The following is a 19,215-nucleotide window of genomic DNA, read 5'->3' on the forward strand; positions in this document are numbered from 1 at the left end:
TTATGCTAATTGTGCTTGCGCGTCTAACTTCAGAGATTCTTTCTCAGCTGAAATTGTACGGAAAACGTTATAAGCCATAACTAACATGCCTGTTACGATGAATACACCGCCTACAAAACGCATGATGTAGAAAGGATGCGACGCTTCTAAAGACTGCACAAAGCTGTACATTAATGTACCGTCAGCATTCACTGCACGCCACATTAGACCTTGCATTACACCAGAGATCCACATTGCAACAATGTATAAAACAACACCTACAGTGTGTAACCAGAAGTGGGTATTAACCAATTTAACGCTATACATACGACCTTGCGCAAATAACGCAGGAATTAAGTGGTAAATAGCACCAATTGAAATCATAGCAACCCAACCTAGCGCACCTGAGTGTACGTGGCCGATTGTCCAATCTGTGTAGTGAGATAACGCATTTACAGATTTAATTGCCATCATAGGACCTTCAAACGTAGACATACCGTAGAAAGACAATGAAACAACTAAGAAACGCAGTACTGGATCAGTGCGTAGTTTATGCCACGCGCCAGACAGTGTCATAATACCGTTAATCATACCACCCCAAGACGGTACGAATAGGATAATAGACATAACCATACCTAAACTTTGCGTCCAATCAGGAAGCGCAGTGTAGTGAAGGTGGTGAGGACCAGCCCAGATATATAATGAAATTAGTGCCCAAAAGTGAACTACCGATAAACGGTATGAGTAAACTGGGCGACCTGCTTGTTTTGGTACAAAGTAATACATCATACCTAAGAAACCAGCAGTTAATAGGAAACCTACAGCGTTATGACCGTACCACCACTGAACCATAGCATCTACCGCACCTGCATAGATTGAGTATGATTTAGTTAACGACACAGGCACAGCCATGCTGTTTACAATATGAAGCACTGCAACAGTAATTATAAAGCCAGCATAGAACCAGTTAGCAACATAAATGTGCGACACTTTACGCTTGATTAAAGTACCAAAGAATACAATGGCGTAAACAATCCAAACCACAGCGATTAAAATATCGATTGGCCACTCAAGTTCTGCATATTCTTTTGAGCTAGTAATACCTAAAGGAAGCGTTATTACTGCTAATACTATAACCAGCTGCCAGCCCCAAAATGAAAAGGCGGCGAGTTTGTCTGAGAAAAGACGCGTTTGACAAGTACGTTGTACGACGTAATAAGACGTCGCAAAAAGTGCACTAGTACCAAATGCGAAAATTACTGCGTTCGTGTGTAACGGACGTAGTCGAGAGTATGTTAACCATGGTGTATCAAAGTTAAGTGCTGGCCAAGCTAATTGGGCAGCAATCAGAACCCCAATACTCATGCCAACGATGCCCCAAATCACTGTCATAATAGCGAATTGGCGTACAACTTTATAGTTATACTCAGTTTGTGATGCTACTGTTTGGCTCATTTTCTGGCTTCCGCTGCAATAAATGCGTTTAGAAATGAATTACCCACTTTTAAAAAGTGGGGCCTACTATTACTTCACAAGCATGTTACCTAAAACGTTCAAAGCATGAATGCTTCAGAAAACAAACTCGAGAAACCCTTAATTTTTGCGGGTGAAATGATAAATTTTTTGACCTAAAAAAGATAGGTCAATTACGTAATATTATGACATCAATCAAACTTTGTGAGCTTGTTGTTTATTTTTTGATACAGTTTGTGCCATATTTCGACTAATAGTAACACTCCCACTTGTTATTTATAGACCCGATTATTAGTATTCGCTTTTATTTACAGCGAGATTGTTATGCTTATATATAGATTACCCATATTTTTTATAGCGTTTTTTTTATTAATAGCATGTGATTTTTCTGAAAAAAATGAAGCCCAGCTTCTAAAAACAACGCAATGTGATGCCAATTTACCATGTACTTTCCCAAGTGGTGTTAAAGTATGGTTAAGCAATTCTACACTTTCCCCCGAAACTCCATTTACAATTTTCAGTGAGCTACCAAACGGGTTGCACATTACAGACGCAAAATTAAAAGGCGTTACTATGTATATGGGGTACATACCTCAACAGTTCATAAGAAAGGGTGGACTTTGGCAAAGCAACACTATGGTCGGTATTTGCTCTGAAAAGAATATGCTTTGGCGCTTGGAGCTCACAATACTTAATCAAACATCTTTAGTAGAACAGGTACTTAACTATAATTTTTATGTAACGTACTAACATATAAAGTTACGATATTTAAATTAATTAGATCACTCAGAAGCGGTTTATCTTTCGAGATTGAATTTTCAGCAGAATGCATCGTTTTTAGGCAGCGTACGCCTGCGCAGTATTTTTATTTCAACCAAGCGGTGATAACACAGTATAAATGCCAAACATGTGCCGCCCTATGAATTAGACCTAGGGATGATTTCCCTTTGTAGCTCGCTTTTTTAGCCTGCAAGGTTACAAATCTCGCGCCGTGATTAAATTCCATTACGTAGAACAAACTTAATTCTGCAAGGTCAACAGTCCTTAAAGCTTTTACATAAATTAGTACGTATTAAGTTTTTATTGATTGGGTAGGAACTTATTAAAGTGATGACGCAATTTATGACCTAACCTTGTTGATAGCCATTCCTAGTTTATATCCACAGTCCTACACTAAAGAATAAGTAATCCGATTTCAGGTTAAGCAAAGCCCAGTTCTGATCACTTGTAACTACTAGGCCAGCAAAAAACATTTTAAAGAGATATTTTGAACAGCGAGTATTTGGTGTTTAATGATTATTGTCAGCTATCTATAAAGCAACGGTACGAAACAGGCTTTTACTTAAGCTAAAAAGTAAATGTATGCTCTTAAAATAAATATCTAAAAGTAAGCCATGGCTAAAATTATATTTACTTTTGATGTGATTTTAAAAAGTTCAATTTTTAATGTTTCCTGAATAAAAAATTTCTCCTGAAACGCCTCCTAAGCAGCTAAATAAGACTAATTAATCGCTCATTCTGCATAAATATGGTTAGTAATTAACATTTAGTTTTGCGGTTTTAATAATGCGCTGTGATTAACTTGTTAATTAATCAAATATCGGGATATTTTTCCACTAATTACATTTGATTACAAAGTGAATCATTTTGATTTCAGATGTTTTTCGAATGTATCATAAATCATATAAATCACTGATATTTATGTGTATTTATTAATTAACAATGAAACAATCTGTAACGTGTGTACCTTTACTGGTTATTCTATTTTTACGGAAATTAAAATTTGACCGCTCGTTAAGTTTTCGTTCAGTTAAAAGCGCCTAAGTTGCCGACCTGACTCACTATTCTTATAACAAGTGAGCATTACCAATCACGGTAAATTTCCAACAAGTAGGGTTCTTTAATGAAAAAATCAACTCTTGGTTTAGCTGTAATCGCAGCAATCCCGATGTTCTCAAGTGTGCAAGTTTTAGCGGCTGACGAAGCAGCTACATCAATTGAAAAAATTCAGGTAACGGGCTCTCGTATTAACCGTACTGATATGGAAACAGCAAGCCCAATCACAGTTATCGGTGATGACTTCATTGCAAAAAGTGGTTTCACATCGGTTGCTGACATACTTTCTACTCAGCCATCCGCTGCAGGTATTAGCTTAGGCGCTTCAAGTAATAATGGTTCAGGTGGTTCTGCGACAGTTAACTTACGTGGTATGGGTTCACAACGTACACTGGTATTATTAAATGGTCGTCGTATGGTTTCTTCAGGTACCGGCGCAGATTCTTCTGTTGATTTAAATACCATTCCTGTAGCAATGATCAAGTCTATCGAAATCTTAAAAGACGGCGCGTCTGCAGTATATGGCTCTGATGCAATTGCTGGTGTTGTTAACATCATAACAAAGAAAGATTTTGAAGGTTCAGAGCTTAACGTTGAAGGCAGCCGCACTACAAAAGCTGATGGTAATAACTACGGTGTTAGTTTATTACACGGAATGAATATTGCCGATGGCAACTTAGTTGTTGGTGCTCAATACTCAAACCGTGGTGAAGTAATTCAGTCGGATCGTCGTTTTGTAGAGCCTGGCGAGTCTTCATATATCCCTGAAGGAACACTGGGCGGTAGAACTTACCAGGGTAATAGTACTTTTGAAGATAGAACTACTTCATACGACTTCACAACATCAAGCTATGCTCAAACACCTAATGAGCTATACAGCTTATTTACTAGTTTTGACAAAGAGCTAGACTCAGACACTACATTTAATGTTGATTTGATGTATACACGTCGTGAATCTAACCAACAACTTGCACCACAACCAGCAAGTATTGATTTAAGTACTTCTAGCTTGGATTCAACTTACACAGATAGCTTCCGTGACGCAGATACAGGCGATCTTGCTGACTCTTTAGAGTACAGAAGAAGAATGGTTGATGCTGGTCCTCGTATTTATGAGCAAGAAACTGACACTTACCGTGTATCTGTTGCATTACAAGGTTTATTAGATAACGATGCAAGCTGGGATGTAAGTGCAACTTACGGTCGTAATGACTCAAAAGATAAAGTTCAAAACTCAATTAATGCAAGTCGAGTTGAAGAAAGCATTTATGCAAACCAAGCTCTTTGGTTCAGCGGTGATTCTTTAGATCGTAGCTTATTAACATCTAACGATTCAATTTATACTGAGTCAAACGAAGGTGGTAACGAGCAATTTATTCTTTCAGCTGGTTATAGCGCAGTAACAGAAAGTGATATTGGTTACGCAATCGGTGTAGAAAACCGCTTTGAAAGTGGTTACTACACACCAGATCTAATTACTCAGCTTGGTGAGAGCACAGCTGCACAACAAGATCCAACTGAAGGTGATTTCTCAGTACAGTCTATCTACTTTGAAACATCTATGCCGGTATTAGAGACTGTTACCCTTGAAGGTGCTGCTCGCTACGATAACTACTCTACCTTTGGTGGCGAAACAACGTGGAAACTTGGTGCAACGTGGAATGTAACTGAAGAGTTTATGGTTCGTTCTGTATTAGCTACTGGCTTTAGAGCACCAAACGTATCAGAACTGTTTGGTGGTAACTCAGGTTCGTACGATTACCTAGCTGATCCATGGGGCAACGAACAAGATGCTCAAATACTTGTAAACTACACAAGCGATAACGATCTTAAAGCCGAAGAAAGTCGCTCTTTCACTTTTGGTATGGTTTGGGAAGTAGCTGACGGCTTATCAACAACCCTAGATTACTGGAAGTTTGATATTACTAATGCGATTACTCGCTTAGATGTTCAAAACGAAATGAATAGCTGTTTTGCAGGTGACTCAGAATCATGTTCATCAGTAAATATCACACAATCTGGTGACTTATCTAACCTAAGTTCAGCACTAACTAACGTAGGTTCTCAAGAAACATCAGGTGTTGATTGGAATATTAGCTACTCTGCAGATAACTACCGTATAAACCTTGATACAACTTATTTAATTAAGTTTGAAGAAGATGACATTAATTACACCGGCACTATTGATGGCAACATCGGTGGTTACTCTAAAATAAAGTCTAACCTTTCAGTTAATTACGATATAACGGATTCTTTAAATATCCTTTATAACGCAAGATTCCTCCGTGGAATGGATGGTGACTACTACGGTGAAAACTTTAGTACTGACAACGTTATTTACCACGATATTTCAATGAGCTACAACTTGAATGATGCATTACGATTTACTGGCGGCATGAACAACATTTTCGATAAAGAGCCTGAGAAAGTATTAGGTGGTAACGATATGGGTACTGTTCCAGAAGTTTATGATGTAATTGGTTCACGTGTTTTTGCAAGTGTAAACTACAAGTTTTAATTAGCACATTAATCGTATTAAGGCTCTATTTATAGAGCCTTTTTAAGAATAAGCAAGTACCTATATTAGGTTTTAATGGCTTTATGCAATTCGAACTATTTTGATAATCTGCCTTGATTAGTTATTTATAAGGGCAATTTTTAAACAAGGAAAGAGGGTTTATTTATATGAGAAAGACTTTAAAGTTAAGTTTATTAGCAGCAGTAATTTCGTCTACAAATGTTCATGCTGATTATAATCCACGAGATGTAGCTTGGGATACATTGACCAACCTCTACGGTGTAATATTTAGGGGAGAAGAATTCGATATATATCAAGATTGGCCTGAACCTGGCGATTATGCTCCGCCAGGGAATTATATGGATCCTTACTATAATACTGATGGGCCAGTTACAATGATGGGCTGGTATAAGCAGTTTGATTATGGTGGGATGTTTGACTATGGCTATGGTACTTTTGCAGATGGTTTTATATCTACTTGTGGCGGTTCCAGAGCATATAAAGATATGCCCATAGTAAATAGTACGTCTGCCTATAAGTCAACGTATAGCATTGAAAATCAGGAAGACTACTTAGCGAAAGTAATTACTGCATATAAGGGAGTTCCGATTAGGCTTAGTGCGTATAGGCATGGAGGGGCAACAAAATTACTTGCAGACTCTTTTTATTATTGGGAGTTTGGTGATGGAATAAGAGCTTTTAGTGATAAAGCACACGACAATGATGTAGAGTATTCATTCAATGAAACGGGTGAATATTTAGTCAAAAGCTTTGTGCTATCAGAAGAATTTAACATTGGTATTGGAATAGGCGGTGATTCTTACGGTGGCGAAGTCAGAGGTTTAGCTCCTACTTTAGACATTGACCAGGGAGATACTTTATATATCGAGGGCTGTGATTTCGCGTATATCGACGTTAAAGAGAACCATACTCCAAAAGCAGATTTCTTCGTTACCAAAATAGAGCCTGACAGAAGCCATACTAACTTTACTATTTCTGCTAGGTCGACAGACATAGACGGAAATAAACTCTATCATAAATGGTCTGTAACTGGGAATGGATATCATACTGAAGGTGAAGGTGACACCTTTAAAGTTCGTTTAAGAAACCCTTCAGGCCCTAATAAAAGTCACTTTAGCGTTACATTGACGTCAACAGATAAAGGTAAATCAGATACTTACACTAGCTCAATTACAACATTAGAATATAAGCAGCCGCCTCCGAAACCAGGCCAACCAGGAACCCGTCCTAGACCTCTATAATATGAATACGTACTATAGGAAATAGCTTAATATGGGCTACATAAAAGTTTTATTTTTCTGTAGCCCTGTATTTTGCTTTTACTTTACCTATATCATTATATAGGCCTTTTTATTGAACAAAACAAAGGAGACAAGTACACTTAATACCATTATTAGAAGGAGAACTGATTGTTAAAACAAGACGAAAACTTATCTTTTGTCATTGAACCAGAACTGAACCCCCGTTCTGAGCAGCGTATTGATCTGTACTTTTCGATTCCGAACGAAATGGGGATTAATCCGCAAACCCTCACTGAAGAATCCTACTTTAATAACCATTTTAAATCGCACTTAGCGTATAACGCTAATAATATTCATTTGCCCTTGGTGCGAAGTCGTTTTGTTAGTAAAAACAAAGGCGAACAGCAAGATTATCGGCAAAATCTTAATTTATTCTGTTACCAAGTACGTTTAGCACTCGACGCCGATATAAAAGATGCGTTAAAAATTAGCGAGGCTGATGATTTTTATAAACGCGCCAATGAAGTGTACGAACAAAGTGAAGGACTTTTAAAAAAGCTGCGTCGATATACGCCTGATGATGAAAAGTTACTGCCATTTTTTACCAATGCCGATAATTACTTGAGTTGGCATGTTGAGCAATCTTTTTTAAAGCTTTTAGATGAAGGCCCACGTAGCAGCGATTATGCAAAAGAACGTAATGAGTTACTACAATTTTGTAAAAATGAAAATACGTACCGCGCTGATAAAAATTATAATTCTGAAACCACCATGCAAGATGCTAATCGAATAACGAATAAGATGCGCTTGCTACAACGCTTAATTGAGCATGGCGTTATATTACAGCGGCAAACGCGATTTTTGAATAGCTATCTAAAACGTTTGGTTAAAGGCACAGTGACGGCCGTTATAATGGCTTTTGTGATGGTGGTAATATTAAACGCGCGCTCAAGTTTTACAGAAGTAACTGCAACCCTTATTTTGATTTTAGGGCTGATCTATGGCTTACGAGAAATATTTAAAGAAGACATAACACGTGTAATCTGGCGGGCTATTGTGCAGGGTAGACCTAAATGGCGATTTAGTTTTAAAAATAGCATTACTAAAGATAAAATAGCGAGTCAGTTTATTTGGCTCGAATACACACGTTTTAAAAAAATCCCTAAAGAAGTTAAATCTATTTTTTCAAAACGTCGTCAGCAAAATAAACAAGCGGCTCAGTGGTTGCATTTTGCAAGTGAAACGCGTGTAAGCGCAAAAGAATTTTTACCAGGTTACGATACGCTACAGCAAACATTACATTTTAACCTTGCACCATTTGCACGTTACTTAAAGCGGGGAGAGGGCAAGTTATATCATTTAGACAGTAATAAAATTTCTAAGCAGGCAGTAGAAAGGCGCTATCAATTAAACATGGTGCTGGTGTTAACTGAAGAGGATAAAAAGCTTTACCAACGTTATAAAATTACCCTTAATCGCAGTAAAATAGTCAATATAGAACTTATTTATTCTACAAAATAATACACCTTTTATTAAAAACATGATCATTCTAGCGAATTAAATAACTCACTAATTTAATGCAATTAGTATAAAAAAGGAGGGCAGATTTAAATCTGCCCTCCTTTTTCTATAAGTATACGTCTATTTAGTTAAACCGTGCTTACTGTATAAAGTTACTTTATCTGATACTAATGTGATTTCTATATTTTTAGTCTCATCACCCCAAACGCAATTAGTATGAAGTGTTTTTTCTACACAGTTATCCGCACTACCTAATAGTGTTTCTACTTCAGTTTTATCCATTCCGATTTCTATTTTTTCGTAATTCTCTAAGCTTACTTTTGAACAAGCTGCAAGGCTAAGTGTAGCCACAATAATGAGGAGTTTTTTCATTGTTATTTCCTATTTGGTAAATACGATTAATGATTAAATTTTCTTATTTGTACAATCATTCCCATACGAGGATGATCAAAGTAATGAATCTCGCTGCTTATCACACGTCTAAACTGTGAAAAGCGGGCCGATTCTATGTCGCCATTTTCTAGCTTTTGACTGATATCAAAATCGGCTGTTATGTAGAGATAATGACGTAGATGGATTTTAAATAAGCCCTCTAATTCCCAATTAACGTTTAGTTTATCTGGATCGTTAAATAGCTTAGGTTGGGAGTTTAGTAAGCTGACAAAATCGGGGTTTGAGTAGCTAGGAATGGTGTTTATGTTATTTCTTATATGTTTACCTGCAATTAAGCGCACGCTTGGTGCACGGGACTTACTCGCTTCTTCAAAGCGCCAACCAGTATGCAGAATAGGTGTTAATCCTTTTCGTACAAGCTCTGTGTATTGAGTTTTAAACTGTAATTGTTCAGGTGATAAGAGGTAGGTTTGTTCCATAGTTTCTTGCGTTTCAGCAATTGGCGTTACCGGGAGTTCATCGTAGCTTTGTATATAGTCAATACTATCGTCACACACATTCGACTGTGGATTTAGATTAACTAAAGAGTCGGTAAATGAGCGTTTTTGAAAACGAACGTCACCATCAATACACGCTTGCATTGCTTGCTCTTTATAAAGAGGTGTTAGTAAGTCTAGGGTGTTCTTATCTTCGATAGCTTTGTGTTTAAGGCTAAAGTCTTCTTGTAAGTAAGGGGCGGGGAGTTGTTTAAATACAAGCACCTCAACCTCAAACCAACGCTCTGCAAATGCAGTGCTGCTAAATAAGCAGCATAAAACAACAAGCGATTTTTTTAGCAACATTAATGGCTAACCTTTTTTTCGAAATCTGCAATCATTGCAGTGACCATTTTTAAGCGTTCGCGGGCATTTGCCTCACTAATTGCAAAGCGCAGTTTATTTGCGCCATCCATTTTGTACACCTTAGGCGCACTTTGTATCAAGCCAATGATGAAGCTAGGGTTAACCTTGGTATCTTGGCTAAACTCAAAGTAACCGCCTTTAGGGTTCGCTTCAATTTTTGTAATGCCTAAATTACTGGCTTGCATTTTAAGTTGCTGCAGGCTAAATAAGTTTTTAGCAGCATCAGGCAGTAAACCAAAACGGTCTATCAACTCGACCTGTAGTTCATCCATATCATCAAGGTTAGCACAACTAGCAACGCGCTTGTACATACCTAAGCGTGCATTTACATCGTGTATGTAGTCATCAGGTAATAATGCAGCCAGTTTTAAATCTACTTCGGTTTGTTTTTGAAGTAGGTTTTCAAGCGTTGGTTCTTTACCTTCGCGCAGCGCATTTACTGCTTGTTCGAGCATTTCCATATACAAACTAAAGCCGATGGTTTGCATTTGACCTGATTGATCATCGCCAAGTAACTCACCCGCACCACGTATTTCTAAATCGTGTGTAGCGAGGGCAAAACCTGCACCTAAATCTTCTAACGATTCGATTGCTTGTAAGCGTTTGCTCGCATCTTTAGAAAGCGCTTTAGGGTCACCTGTTAGTAGGTAGGCATACGCTTGATGGTGGCTTCGACCCACTCGCCCACGTAATTGGTGTAATTGCGCAAGGCCGAGTTTATCTGCTCTATCCATAATAATGGTATTGGCCGTAGGTACATCGATACCTGTTTCGATAATTGTGGTACATACCAGCACGTTGTATTTTTGATGATAAAAGTCAGTCATTATTTGCTCAAGCTCTTGCTCGCGCATTTGGCCATGAGCTGTAGTCACACTCGCTTCCGGCACCCATTCACTAATTTCTTGTGCAACACGCTCAATAGTTTCTACATTGTTATGCAAAAAGTAAACTTGGCCACCGCGTTTAATTTCTCGCAGTACTGCTTCGCGTATTAGTTCTACATCGCGTTGACGCACAAAGGTTTTTACCGCTAAACGTTTAGCAGGCGGCGTTGCGATTATTGATAAATCGCGCATGCCGCTCATGGCCATGTTAAGTGTACGAGGTATTGGCGTTGCAGTCAGTGTGAGTATGTCTACATCAGCGCGCAGTGCTTTAATTTTCTCTTTTTGGCGAACACCAAAGCGATGCTCTTCATCAACAATTAATAAGCCTAAATCGTTAAATTTAATGTCATGTTGAATAAGTTTATGTGTGCCAATAACTATGTCGAGCTTACCGTCGGCCATTTTATCAAGCGTGTCTTTTTGCTCTTTAGTGGAGTTAAAGCGCGAAAGTACACCAACTTCAATAGGAAAATCAGCAAAGCGGTCTTTAAAGTTTTCATAGTGTTGTTGAGCCAGCAAGGTGGTGGGCACTAAAATGGCTACCTGTTTATCATCGTTAACCGCTACAAAAGCAGCGCGCATGGCCACTTCTGTTTTACCAAAGCCTACGTCACCACACACTAAGCGGTCCATGGCTTGCTTTGATTGCATATCGCCTAACACTGCTTCTATGGCGTTGCGCTGATCGTCAGTTTCTTCAAACGGGAAGCTATCGCTAAATTGGCGATATGCAGGGGCGTCTAGGGTAAATTTATTACCAGGTTTTGCTTGGCGCTGTGCATAAATGTCGAGTAATTCTGCTGCTACATCACGAACTTTTTCAGCCGCACGTTTTTTTGCTTTTTCCCATGCATCTGAACCAAGTTTATGCAGCGGGGCGCTAGCTTCTTCACCGCCAGAGTAACGACTCAGCATATGCAATGCGGATACGGGCACGTACAATTTAGCTTCACTTGCGTAAGTAATCGTAACAAACTCAGTAATTACACCTGCGGCATCAATTGTTTGCAAACCTTGGTAACGCCCAACACCATGATCGAGATGCACAACAGGTTGTCCTTCCTTAAGCTCAGCTAAATTACGGATTAGCGCATCTTGGCTGGCTTCGTACTTGTGCTTGCGGCGTCTGCGCTGAGATACTTTTATACCAAGCAGTTCTTGCTCGGTAATAATAGAAAGGCTTGGTTTAGTACCAAGTACGACACTTTGCTCAAGCGGACTTACTATTAAGCCTACGTCACTCGCGCTTTTTGTAAATTGTTCGAGTGTTTCAAATTCTTTAAATTTTAAACCGCTTGGTTTTAAAATGCTCAGCAATGATTCGCGACGACCGTCCGATTCAACACTGAGTAATATGCGGCCTTTTTTCTTTTTTTGCTCTGCTACATAATTTATAAACGCGCCATAAGGTTCATGCTGTTTATGGTCGATTCGAATAGTAGGCAGCTCGCTAACGCTTAAGTTTTTATTGCCTGCTTTAGTACCAAGCTTTGCAAGGGATAATCTAATACGTGCAAAATTGCCTAAATTAGAAAACAGCTCTTCAATAGGCTGATAAAGTGCATTGGGTTCAAGTAATGGACGAAGTGGGTCAACTCTGCGGTTTTCATAGCGTACATTTACATCGTGCCAAAAGTTATCTGCCGCATGCTCTAAATCACCCAGCTGCATAACAGTTGTTGTATCTGGCAGGTAGTCAAAAATAGTCGCGAGCTTTTCAAAAAACAACGGCATGTAGTATTCAATACCTGCAGGCCAGTTACCTTTGCTTACTTGCATGTATACTGAATCTTGCTGCGAGCTTGCGCCAAATTTTTCACGGTAGCTTATTCTAAAACGTTCAATATCAGCGTCGTTAGTAGGAAATTCATGCGCTGGAAGTAGCTCAATTTTATCTACTTTTTCATCAGAGCGCTGTGTTTCTACATCAAATAAGCGAATGGTATCGAGTTCGTCATCAAAAAAGTCGAGTCTAAATGGGTGTGGGCTACCCATTGGGTATAAGTCAACGATTGAGCCGCGTATAGCGTATTCGCCGTGCTCCATTACTTGTTGAACATTTAAATAACCAGCTTGCTCTAAGTTGTCACGAAAGTTATGTGTGTCTAGCTTGTCGCCCACTTTAAAGTTTATTGTTGAACCGTAAATAAACGAGGCAGGGGCTGTGCGCAACATTAGAGTAGATACAGGCACAATTAACACACTTTGTTGTTCTTTTTTTAAGGTATTTAAAGTGGCTAAACGGGCTGAAATAATATCTTGATGGGGAGAAAAGTGATCGTATGGCAGAGTTTCCCAATCAGGAAATACCATGACTGGGTTATCGGGTAATAAATATTCTAATTCTGTTTCAAGGCGTAGTGCGCTTGGTGTATCAGGCGTAACAATCAAGACTAAGTTGTCTTGTTGTTTAACGCCTTCAGCAATGGCAATACTTAAACCACTTCCGCTTAGCTGGCCCCATTGAATTTTATCTTTTTGAGATTTTACCCAAGGCAAGGCTGCCCATTGCTCAAACGCCATTTATTACTCCATTTATAGTTGGCTCTTAGCAAGTAAGAGCCATCTTGAGTTAAGTTTACTTAGTCTCGGTATATTTTTGTTAGGTCTTTATAGTGATCAATTCGTCTATCACGTAAGAAAGGCCAGATACGTCTTACGTTTTCTGAGCGTTTTTGATCAATTTCTACTACTAAAATTTGCTCATCAGTATTATTCGCCTCTGCTAATAGCTCACCTTGTGGGCCTGCAATGAACGAATTCCCCCAAAACGCAATACCATCGCTTTGCCCGCTTGGGTCACTTTCATGACCTACGCGATTACAACTAATTACTGGCACACCATTGGCAACAGCATGGGCACGCTGGGAAATAACCCACGCATTTTTTTGACGAGTTTGCTCAGCAATGTCGTCGTTAGGATCCCAACCAATAGCGGTTGGGTAAATTAACACTTCAGCGCCTGCCATTGCCATTAAACGTGCAGCTTCAGGAAACCATTGATCCCAACATACTAGCACGCCTAATTTACCCACCGATGTTTGAATAGGCTCAAAACCGATATCACCTGGGGTAAAGTAAAATTTTTCGTAAAAACCTGGGTCATCAGGAATATGCATTTTACGGTATTTACCCGCAATGCTGCCGTCTTGCTCTAATACAACCGCAGTATTGTGATAAAGGCCCGTAGCGCGTTTTTCAAATAAAGAGGCAACAATAACAATGCTTAGCTCTTTAGCAAGCTCACCTAAGGCATTACTGCTAGGGCCTGGAATGGTTTCGGCTAAATCAAATACGTCAACATTTTCGGTTTGGCAAAAATAGAGGCTTCGGTGTAGCTCTTGAAGTACAACCAGTTTTGCACCTTTTTGAGCTGCTTCACGAATGGCACTCATTGATTTTGCCATATTGTCCTGAGCGTTATCGGTATTGCTTTGTTGCACTAATGCAACGGTTAATTTTGCAGGGCTTGTCATTGTGCTGCTCCAGCTAAAAATCCACGAGGTAATTGCATTGTAATACAGTGCAGGCTGCCAAATTGTTCAATTATTGGTTGGCAATTAACGCCAATAATAGTGTGTTGTGGGTATGCTTTTTGAACTTGCGCAAGAGCACGCTCATCATTGGCATCATTATACGTTGGCACAAGCACAGCATTATTAATAATTAAGTAGTTAGCGTAGGTAGCCGGTAAGCGTGTTTGCTCATCGTCATAAGCGGCTTTTGGCCACGGTAACGCAATTAAGTTATATGGGGTTTTATCGGCAGTTTTAAAGGTTTTTAGTTGTTTTTCCATCGCATCAAGTGCGCTAAAGTGCTCATCAGTTTTATCGTCACACTGCACATATACAAGGGTATTATTTGGTGCAAAACGCACTAAAGTATCAATGTGGCTGTCGGTGTCATCGCCCGCTAAATAGCCATGTTCAACCCATAAAAAACTGGTCGCGCCTAAGTGCTCTTTTAAAAGTGCTTCAATATCATTTGGGTTTAAATCAGGGTTACGGTTTTTATTAAGCAAACACTCACTGGTTGTTAGCAACACACCGTGCTCGTTTATTTCAATACCGCCACCTTCAAGTACCATATCGAGCGCTTGATATTGGTTGTTTGTGCTACTTAGCTCTTTTACCAAAGTACGATTAATTTGATTGTCCAATGCGCTTTCAAATTTATTGCCCCAACCATTAAAAGTAAAATCATATACTTTTAATTGCTCTGGTGAATCAATAGCGGCGCAAGTAAGCGGACCATGATCGCGCGCCCATGTATCGTTAGTAGGCGTTACTACAAAATGAACACGATTAAGAGAGACGTTAGCACTATTTAGTAAAGCTGTAATATGCACTTTTAAGGCACTGTTATGCGCCACAATAACAAGCTGTTGCTGCGTTGTTATATGCTTAGCAAGCTCAATATATACAGGTTCTACACGTGCTAAATTATCAGCCCAATCTGTGTCTTTATGAGGCCATGTAAGCATAACAGCGTCTTGCTCGGCCCATTCTGGTAAAAGTCTAAAGTTCATGAATTTTATATACTAATTAAGATGACGCTAGTTTAGCATTTTACATAAAGATGTCAGCTAATTATCACTGTTTAGATCGGCTTGGTTTTGATCAAGTTCTTGACGTTTTTTAAGTTGGCGGGTTTGAGCATGTAAACTTGCTCTAACAATAAGTTCTTGGTCAGTGGTTCTAATTGCGGTAAAGAGTAGGGTGTATTGGTAATGTTCGCTATCTTGTTTTTCTACTGCCACAACTTCGGTGTAACAATAAACCGCAGAGGCTTCGTGGTGCAAAAACAGTTTTGTTCTAAATGCTTGGCCAATTGAGTGTACTTCGGGTGATGTAAAGCGAATACCGCCACCGCCATAGCTGTCACATTGGATTGCGTTATCTTGGGCTTGTTCTGAGGCCAAGATATGGCTCATTATTAAATCTATTTTACGTGACTGTGCTTGTAAAAAAGCGGCTAACTCTTGTGCTATATCGCCTAAGTTACGCAGAGGACGCAAAGAACTTTGTTCGAGTTCACTGACTTCGTTGGCTAATTTAAATAATGGAGGAATATCGTCTTCAAGCTCAAGCTGTGACTTAGGGACTTGCTTATTTGTCACAGCTAATAAATTCACTCTAATACTTTCATCAATTTGAAAGTATTGCTCAAACTCACCTAATCTTTGACTTTTCATTACACTCTCCACCACGTATTTAGTTAATAGTAGCGTTGTGAGTACTAAATTGCTAGCAGATAAAATAACGCATAGCGGGCTAAATACTTTGTTTACATTCAATTTTTTAACATGCTGATTATGAGAATAAATACCGTAAAGTTAAACACGCTCTAGGAGTTATAAAAAAGCGGCCAATGTCATCCTAACATTGGCCGCTTGGGTATTGATTCATCAGCGCATACTTATTTAAGTAGAGCGGCTAATTCATGTAAATCTTTCACAACGTGATCTGGTTTTTTAGCTAATGGATAAAGTGCTTTACCTGGGCGTGCTATAAATGTGGTTTGTAAACCCGCTTCTTTAGCACCAGCAACATCCCAGCCATGGGCTGCTACCATCATTGCTTCATTTGGAGCTACATTTAACTTTTTAAGTACCCACTCATACGCACGTAAGTCTGGTTTGTAAATTTTAATATCTTCAATGCTGTAACGTGCATCAAAGTAAGATATTAAACCAGCGCTTTCAAACTGTGCCTTTACACCTTTGTTTGAAGAATTTGTAAGGCTCACTAATTTATAGCCCTGTGCTTTGAGTTTCGCCAGTCCTTCTTTAACATCGCTGTGTGGAGGAAGCGTTAAAAGAGGTGTAACAATAGCTGTTTTAGCTTGTTCACTAGTAATATCAATATTGTTGTTTTGAGTGACCATGAGGAGTGACGCCACCCCAATTTGCCCAAAGTCATGATAACTACCGCTTACTGTATCTACTAATGAATGGTGCAGCATAGTTGAAAACCACAGTGGTAATAAATCTTCACGTCCGCCTAATGCTTTACCAATAGAGGTGCGCATTGACGTTAAATCAAGTAGGGTTTCGTTTACATCAAAAATAAGCACTTTAGGTTTTGCTTGTTCTTTTGGTTCATCAGCTACGGCGTAACCAGATACAAGGCTTGTGCCCACAAGTAGTGAAAGAGTGAGTGTTTTTAACGATTTTAAAATAGACATTAATTATTCTCCGATTCAAGTGCTGCCATAACATCAATAGGTTCTGCGCGTAGGGTGTAATCTTCGCTTAAAAATGCGTATGTAATAACACCTTCTTGGTTTATTACATAGGTAGCCGGTAGCGGCAATTTAAAGCTTTTATCGCCGTAGTAGTGTTCAAAATCAATACCAAATTGTGTATATAACGCTTGGATACGCTCATCAAGTGTAAATAATAAACCAAATTGCTCAGCTACTTTATTGCTCACATCGCAAAGCACGTCAAATTCAAGGTTGTTTTTTTGTGCAGTTGAGAGAGTCTCATCAGGTAGTTGTGGTGATATTGCGACTAACTGAGCACTTTGAGTTTTAAATTGTGGTAAGTAGTCGTTAAGTGCTTTTAGCTCTAAATTACAATATGGGCACCAGCCACCACGATAAAAGCTAATAATTACTGGGCCTTTTTTTAATAAATCCGCAAGCTCAACGTTTTCGCCTTTATGATTGGCTAGGCTAAAATTTTCTACTTTTTGATCAATTTGCAACGCATTGTCTTTAATATGCTGTGCAATAAGCGCTTCGTTTGTAGTGTTCATTAATGCTAAAACGTCAGCTGGTAACTTGGCCTCTTTTTGTACGTTATAGGCATCTATTTGCGCTTTTAAACTCATGATTGAACCTCAATAATTAAACTATCTACAATTATAGTGTTCCAGTTATTTAAATAAACATTGCAAAACTAAAAGCTTCATTCGAAAATGTTAAACATTGAAAATAGAGATTGGCAAGTTTGTGTATAATTTGAGCGACCTAGAAACATTTATAGCTGTAGTTGAAAATAAGGGAGTACTTGCTGCTGCCCGCGAGCAGCGTTTATCGCCTGCAACAGTGAGCCATCGCTTAAGTAAACTAGAACGAGAGCTTGCTACAGTGCTTGTTTTTAGAGATAGCAGACGAGTACGGTTATCTCCCGCTGGAGAAATATTTTACACCCGAGTTGGCGCCATAATAGAAGCTTTACGCGATGCTGAGCATAGTATTGGTGCGCGTAGCTCATCGGTAAGTGGCTTACTAAGAGTGACAATGCCCCCATGGGTTTTTTCAAAATACGTAATGCCTAAACTCAATGAGTTTGAGCAAGCTTACCCTGAACTAAAGCTTGATTTTTTAATAACGGATCATTTTGTAAATGTGGTTGATGACGCTCAAGATGTTGCAATTAGGGTGGGAAAATTAAATGACTCAGGATTACTTTCTCGTAAAATCGTAAACAATAGTCGCATACTGTGTGCAGCCCCTAGCTATATAGAAAAGTACGGCATGCCTGAAAATTTAACGCAATTGAGTGAACATTATTGGGTTTGCCTGCCGTGGCAACGCCAGTTAAAGCTTTTTGACGAACACAAAAAAATCCATACCTTTAATGCTAAAACACGTTTTACTATTTCAAACTCCGATAATATGACACAAGCTGCTATTGCAGGTCATGGTATCGCTATTAAGTCAAAAATAGCGATTAATGAAGATCTTAAAAACGGTATTTTGGTTGAAGTAATGCCAGGTGTAATGGCACAAGATGATGCACCGGTTTGGTTTTTACGTCCGCAAAATAGTTTAACAACCCGTAAAACCGATGTATTTTATGATTTTATGAAATCACTATTTTTGAGCTGCGAATAAGCGTTTAAATGAGCGTTTTACTCCAGTTAAAAACAAATAACCAGTAAGCTCTGCAAGCAAGGCTACTATTATGGCTGCAACAATGGCGGCTATAATAGAGTCTTTTTTTAAAATGATTTGACCTTCAAAGCGTTGCCATACTTGTTGCTTTATATCGCTCATGCCACTGATCATAGTAAATATATACGGAGATTTCTCAAACCTATTTACGGCTATCTGTAAATCTTGCTGTCGTTCGTAAAGAGTACTGATATTACTTGCCCCTTTGTTCACAATTTCATCATCAATATTTTGATAGTGTTTTATTAGCTTATTTAAATCATTATTGAAATACTTAGTTGCGTCGCTTTTAAAAGGCGCAACGGCATTATTAGCTTCAATTAATTGGGCTGATAGTGATTGCCCAAAATCACTCACAAATGCAGGAATTTGCACACCTAAAAGTAAACCACACGCAAAAAAACTTAATCGTATATAGTCTAAAAGTTTACTCATAAACTTTCCTTTTTAAAAACAATACATATAAATAACCCAAAGTTAACATTTTGCTTGTTTTTATGCTCAAAACTCGTAATCTAAAGGTACTAAAAATAACA

At 38.7% G+C, this 19,215-nt stretch carries 15 protein-coding genes; 5 read left to right on the forward strand and 10 right to left on the reverse strand.

The window, feature by feature from the left end:
• A complete protein-coding gene (gene ccoN / locus P20495_RS01320; RefSeq protein WP_002961515.1) occupies positions 1–1,434 on the reverse strand; it encodes a cytochrome-c oxidase, cbb3-type subunit I in 1,434 nt (477 codons plus the stop codon).
• Positions 1,435–1,776: 342 nt separating this feature from the next.
• Here ccoN and P20495_RS01315 point away from each other — a divergent pair, with 342 nt between their 5' ends.
• The 4 genes from P20495_RS01315 (at position 1,777) to P20495_RS01300 (ending at position 8,589) form a co-directional block, all read left to right on the forward strand.
• Entirely contained in the window at positions 1,777–2,202 is a 426-nt protein-coding gene (locus P20495_RS01315; protein WP_008139164.1) for a hypothetical protein, read from the forward strand.
• A 1,153-nt stretch (positions 2,203–3,355) separates the two neighbouring features.
• Positions 3,356–5,806 (forward strand): TonB-dependent receptor, encoded by a 2,451-nt coding sequence (locus P20495_RS01310; RefSeq protein ID WP_008139165.1) that lies wholly within the window; start codon positions 3,356–3,358, stop codon positions 5,804–5,806.
• Positions 5,807–5,973: 167 nt separating this feature from the next.
• Positions 5,974–7,068 (forward strand): hypothetical protein, encoded by a 1,095-nt coding sequence (locus tag P20495_RS01305; protein WP_008139173.1) that lies wholly within the window; start codon positions 5,974–5,976, stop codon positions 7,066–7,068.
• 168 nt (positions 7,069–7,236) lie between these two features.
• Positions 7,237–8,589: a hypothetical protein gene (locus P20495_RS01300; protein ID WP_007375296.1), complete on the forward strand. Its 1,353-nt coding sequence runs from the start codon at positions 7,237–7,239 to the stop codon at positions 8,587–8,589.
• Between the two features lie 120 nt (positions 8,590–8,709).
• Here the strand turns inward: P20495_RS01300 and P20495_RS01295 are convergent, their stop codons facing one another.
• The 8 genes from P20495_RS01295 to P20495_RS01260 all read right to left on the reverse strand — a co-directional run bounded on the left by P20495_RS01295 (position 8,710) and on the right by P20495_RS01260 (position 17,610).
• Positions 8,710–8,961, reverse strand: coding sequence for a hypothetical protein (locus tag P20495_RS01295; RefSeq protein ID WP_007375295.1), 252 nt, complete (start codon positions 8,959–8,961; stop codon positions 8,710–8,712).
• Between the two features lie 26 nt (positions 8,962–8,987).
• Entirely contained in the window at positions 8,988–9,824 is an 837-nt protein-coding gene (locus P20495_RS01290; protein WP_008139176.1) for a peptidoglycan binding protein CsiV, read from the reverse strand.
• Positions 9,824–13,297 (reverse strand): transcription-repair coupling factor, encoded by a 3,474-nt coding sequence (gene mfd, locus P20495_RS01285; RefSeq protein WP_008139177.1) that lies wholly within the window; start codon positions 13,295–13,297, stop codon positions 9,824–9,826. Before mfd ends, P20495_RS01290 begins: the two co-directional genes overlap by 1 nt.
• Positions 13,298–13,356: 59 nt before the next feature.
• Entirely contained in the window at positions 13,357–14,250 is an 894-nt protein-coding gene (locus P20495_RS01280) for a carbon-nitrogen hydrolase (RefSeq protein ID WP_008139179.1), read from the reverse strand.
• The gene (locus P20495_RS01275) at positions 14,247–15,302 is read right to left on the reverse strand and encodes an agmatine/peptidylarginine deiminase (protein ID WP_008139181.1); all 1,056 of its coding nucleotides are present in this window, start codon (positions 15,300–15,302) and stop codon (positions 14,247–14,249) included. The genes P20495_RS01280 and P20495_RS01275 overlap by 4 nt, the downstream gene beginning before the upstream one ends.
• 57 nt (positions 15,303–15,359) lie before the next feature.
• Positions 15,360–15,968, reverse strand: coding sequence for a PilZ domain-containing protein (locus tag P20495_RS01270; protein ID WP_033016431.1), 609 nt, complete (start codon positions 15,966–15,968; stop codon positions 15,360–15,362).
• A 224-nt stretch (positions 15,969–16,192) separates the two neighbouring features.
• Entirely contained in the window at positions 16,193–16,960 is a 768-nt protein-coding gene (locus P20495_RS01265) for a haloacid dehalogenase type II (RefSeq protein ID WP_008139184.1), read from the reverse strand.
• On the reverse strand, positions 16,960–17,610 hold the full coding sequence (locus tag P20495_RS01260; protein WP_008139185.1) for a peroxiredoxin-like family protein: 651 nt from the start codon (positions 17,608–17,610) through the stop codon (positions 16,960–16,962). The genes P20495_RS01265 and P20495_RS01260 overlap by 1 nt, the downstream gene beginning before the upstream one ends.
• Before the next feature lie 121 nt (positions 17,611–17,731).
• Here P20495_RS01260 and P20495_RS01255 point away from each other — a divergent pair, with 121 nt between their 5' ends.
• Positions 17,732–18,619, forward strand: a complete 888-nt coding sequence (locus tag P20495_RS01255) for a LysR family transcriptional regulator (RefSeq protein ID WP_008139187.1) — start codon at positions 17,732–17,734, stop codon at positions 18,617–18,619.
• On the opposite strand, the gene P20495_RS01250 is transcribed toward P20495_RS01255, so the two are convergent.
• On the reverse strand, positions 18,599–19,114 hold the full coding sequence (locus P20495_RS01250; protein ID WP_008139189.1) for a DUF2937 family protein: 516 nt from the start codon (positions 19,112–19,114) through the stop codon (positions 18,599–18,601). The genes P20495_RS01255 and P20495_RS01250 overlap by 21 nt on opposite strands.
• Positions 19,115–19,215: the final 101 nt, after the last annotated feature.

Source organism: Pseudoalteromonas sp. BSi20495 (genome assembly GCF_000241185.1).
In the GTDB taxonomy this organism is placed as follows: Bacteria; Pseudomonadota; Gammaproteobacteria; order Enterobacterales; family Alteromonadaceae; genus Pseudoalteromonas; species Pseudoalteromonas fuliginea.

Excerpts from the sequence above, each read along its gene's own strand:
- P20495_RS01250 (WP_008139189.1), bottom strand. The coding sequence starts at position 19,114 with ATGAGTAAACTTTTAGACTATATACGATTAAGTTTTTTTGCGTGTGGT.
- P20495_RS01290 (WP_008139176.1), bottom strand. The coding sequence starts at position 9,824 with ATGTTGCTAAAAAAATCGCTTGTTGTTTTATGCTGCTTATTTAGCAGC.
- P20495_RS01280 (WP_008139179.1), bottom strand. The coding sequence starts at position 14,250 with ATGACAAGCCCTGCAAAATTAACCGTTGCATTAGTGCAACAAAGCAAT.
- ccoN (WP_002961515.1), bottom strand. The coding sequence starts at position 1,434 with ATGAGCCAAACAGTAGCATCACAAACTGAGTATAACTATAAAGTTGTA.
- P20495_RS01315 (WP_008139164.1), top strand. The coding sequence starts at position 1,777 with ATGCTTATATATAGATTACCCATATTTTTTATAGCGTTTTTTTTATTA.
- P20495_RS01265 (WP_008139184.1), bottom strand. The coding sequence starts at position 16,960 with ATGTCTATTTTAAAATCGTTAAAAACACTCACTCTTTCACTACTTGTG.
- mfd (WP_008139177.1), bottom strand. The coding sequence starts at position 13,297 with ATGGCGTTTGAGCAATGGGCAGCCTTGCCTTGGGTAAAATCTCAAAAA.
- P20495_RS01260 (WP_008139185.1), bottom strand. The coding sequence starts at position 17,610 with ATGAGTTTAAAAGCGCAAATAGATGCCTATAACGTACAAAAAGAGGCC.
- P20495_RS01305 (WP_008139173.1), top strand. The coding sequence starts at position 5,974 with ATGAGAAAGACTTTAAAGTTAAGTTTATTAGCAGCAGTAATTTCGTCT.
- P20495_RS01295 (WP_007375295.1), bottom strand. The coding sequence starts at position 8,961 with ATGAAAAAACTCCTCATTATTGTGGCTACACTTAGCCTTGCAGCTTGT.
- P20495_RS01270 (WP_033016431.1), bottom strand. The coding sequence starts at position 15,968 with ATGAAAAGTCAAAGATTAGGTGAGTTTGAGCAATACTTTCAAATTGAT.
- P20495_RS01310 (WP_008139165.1), top strand. The coding sequence starts at position 3,356 with ATGAAAAAATCAACTCTTGGTTTAGCTGTAATCGCAGCAATCCCGATG.
- P20495_RS01275 (WP_008139181.1), bottom strand. The coding sequence starts at position 15,302 with ATGAACTTTAGACTTTTACCAGAATGGGCCGAGCAAGACGCTGTTATG.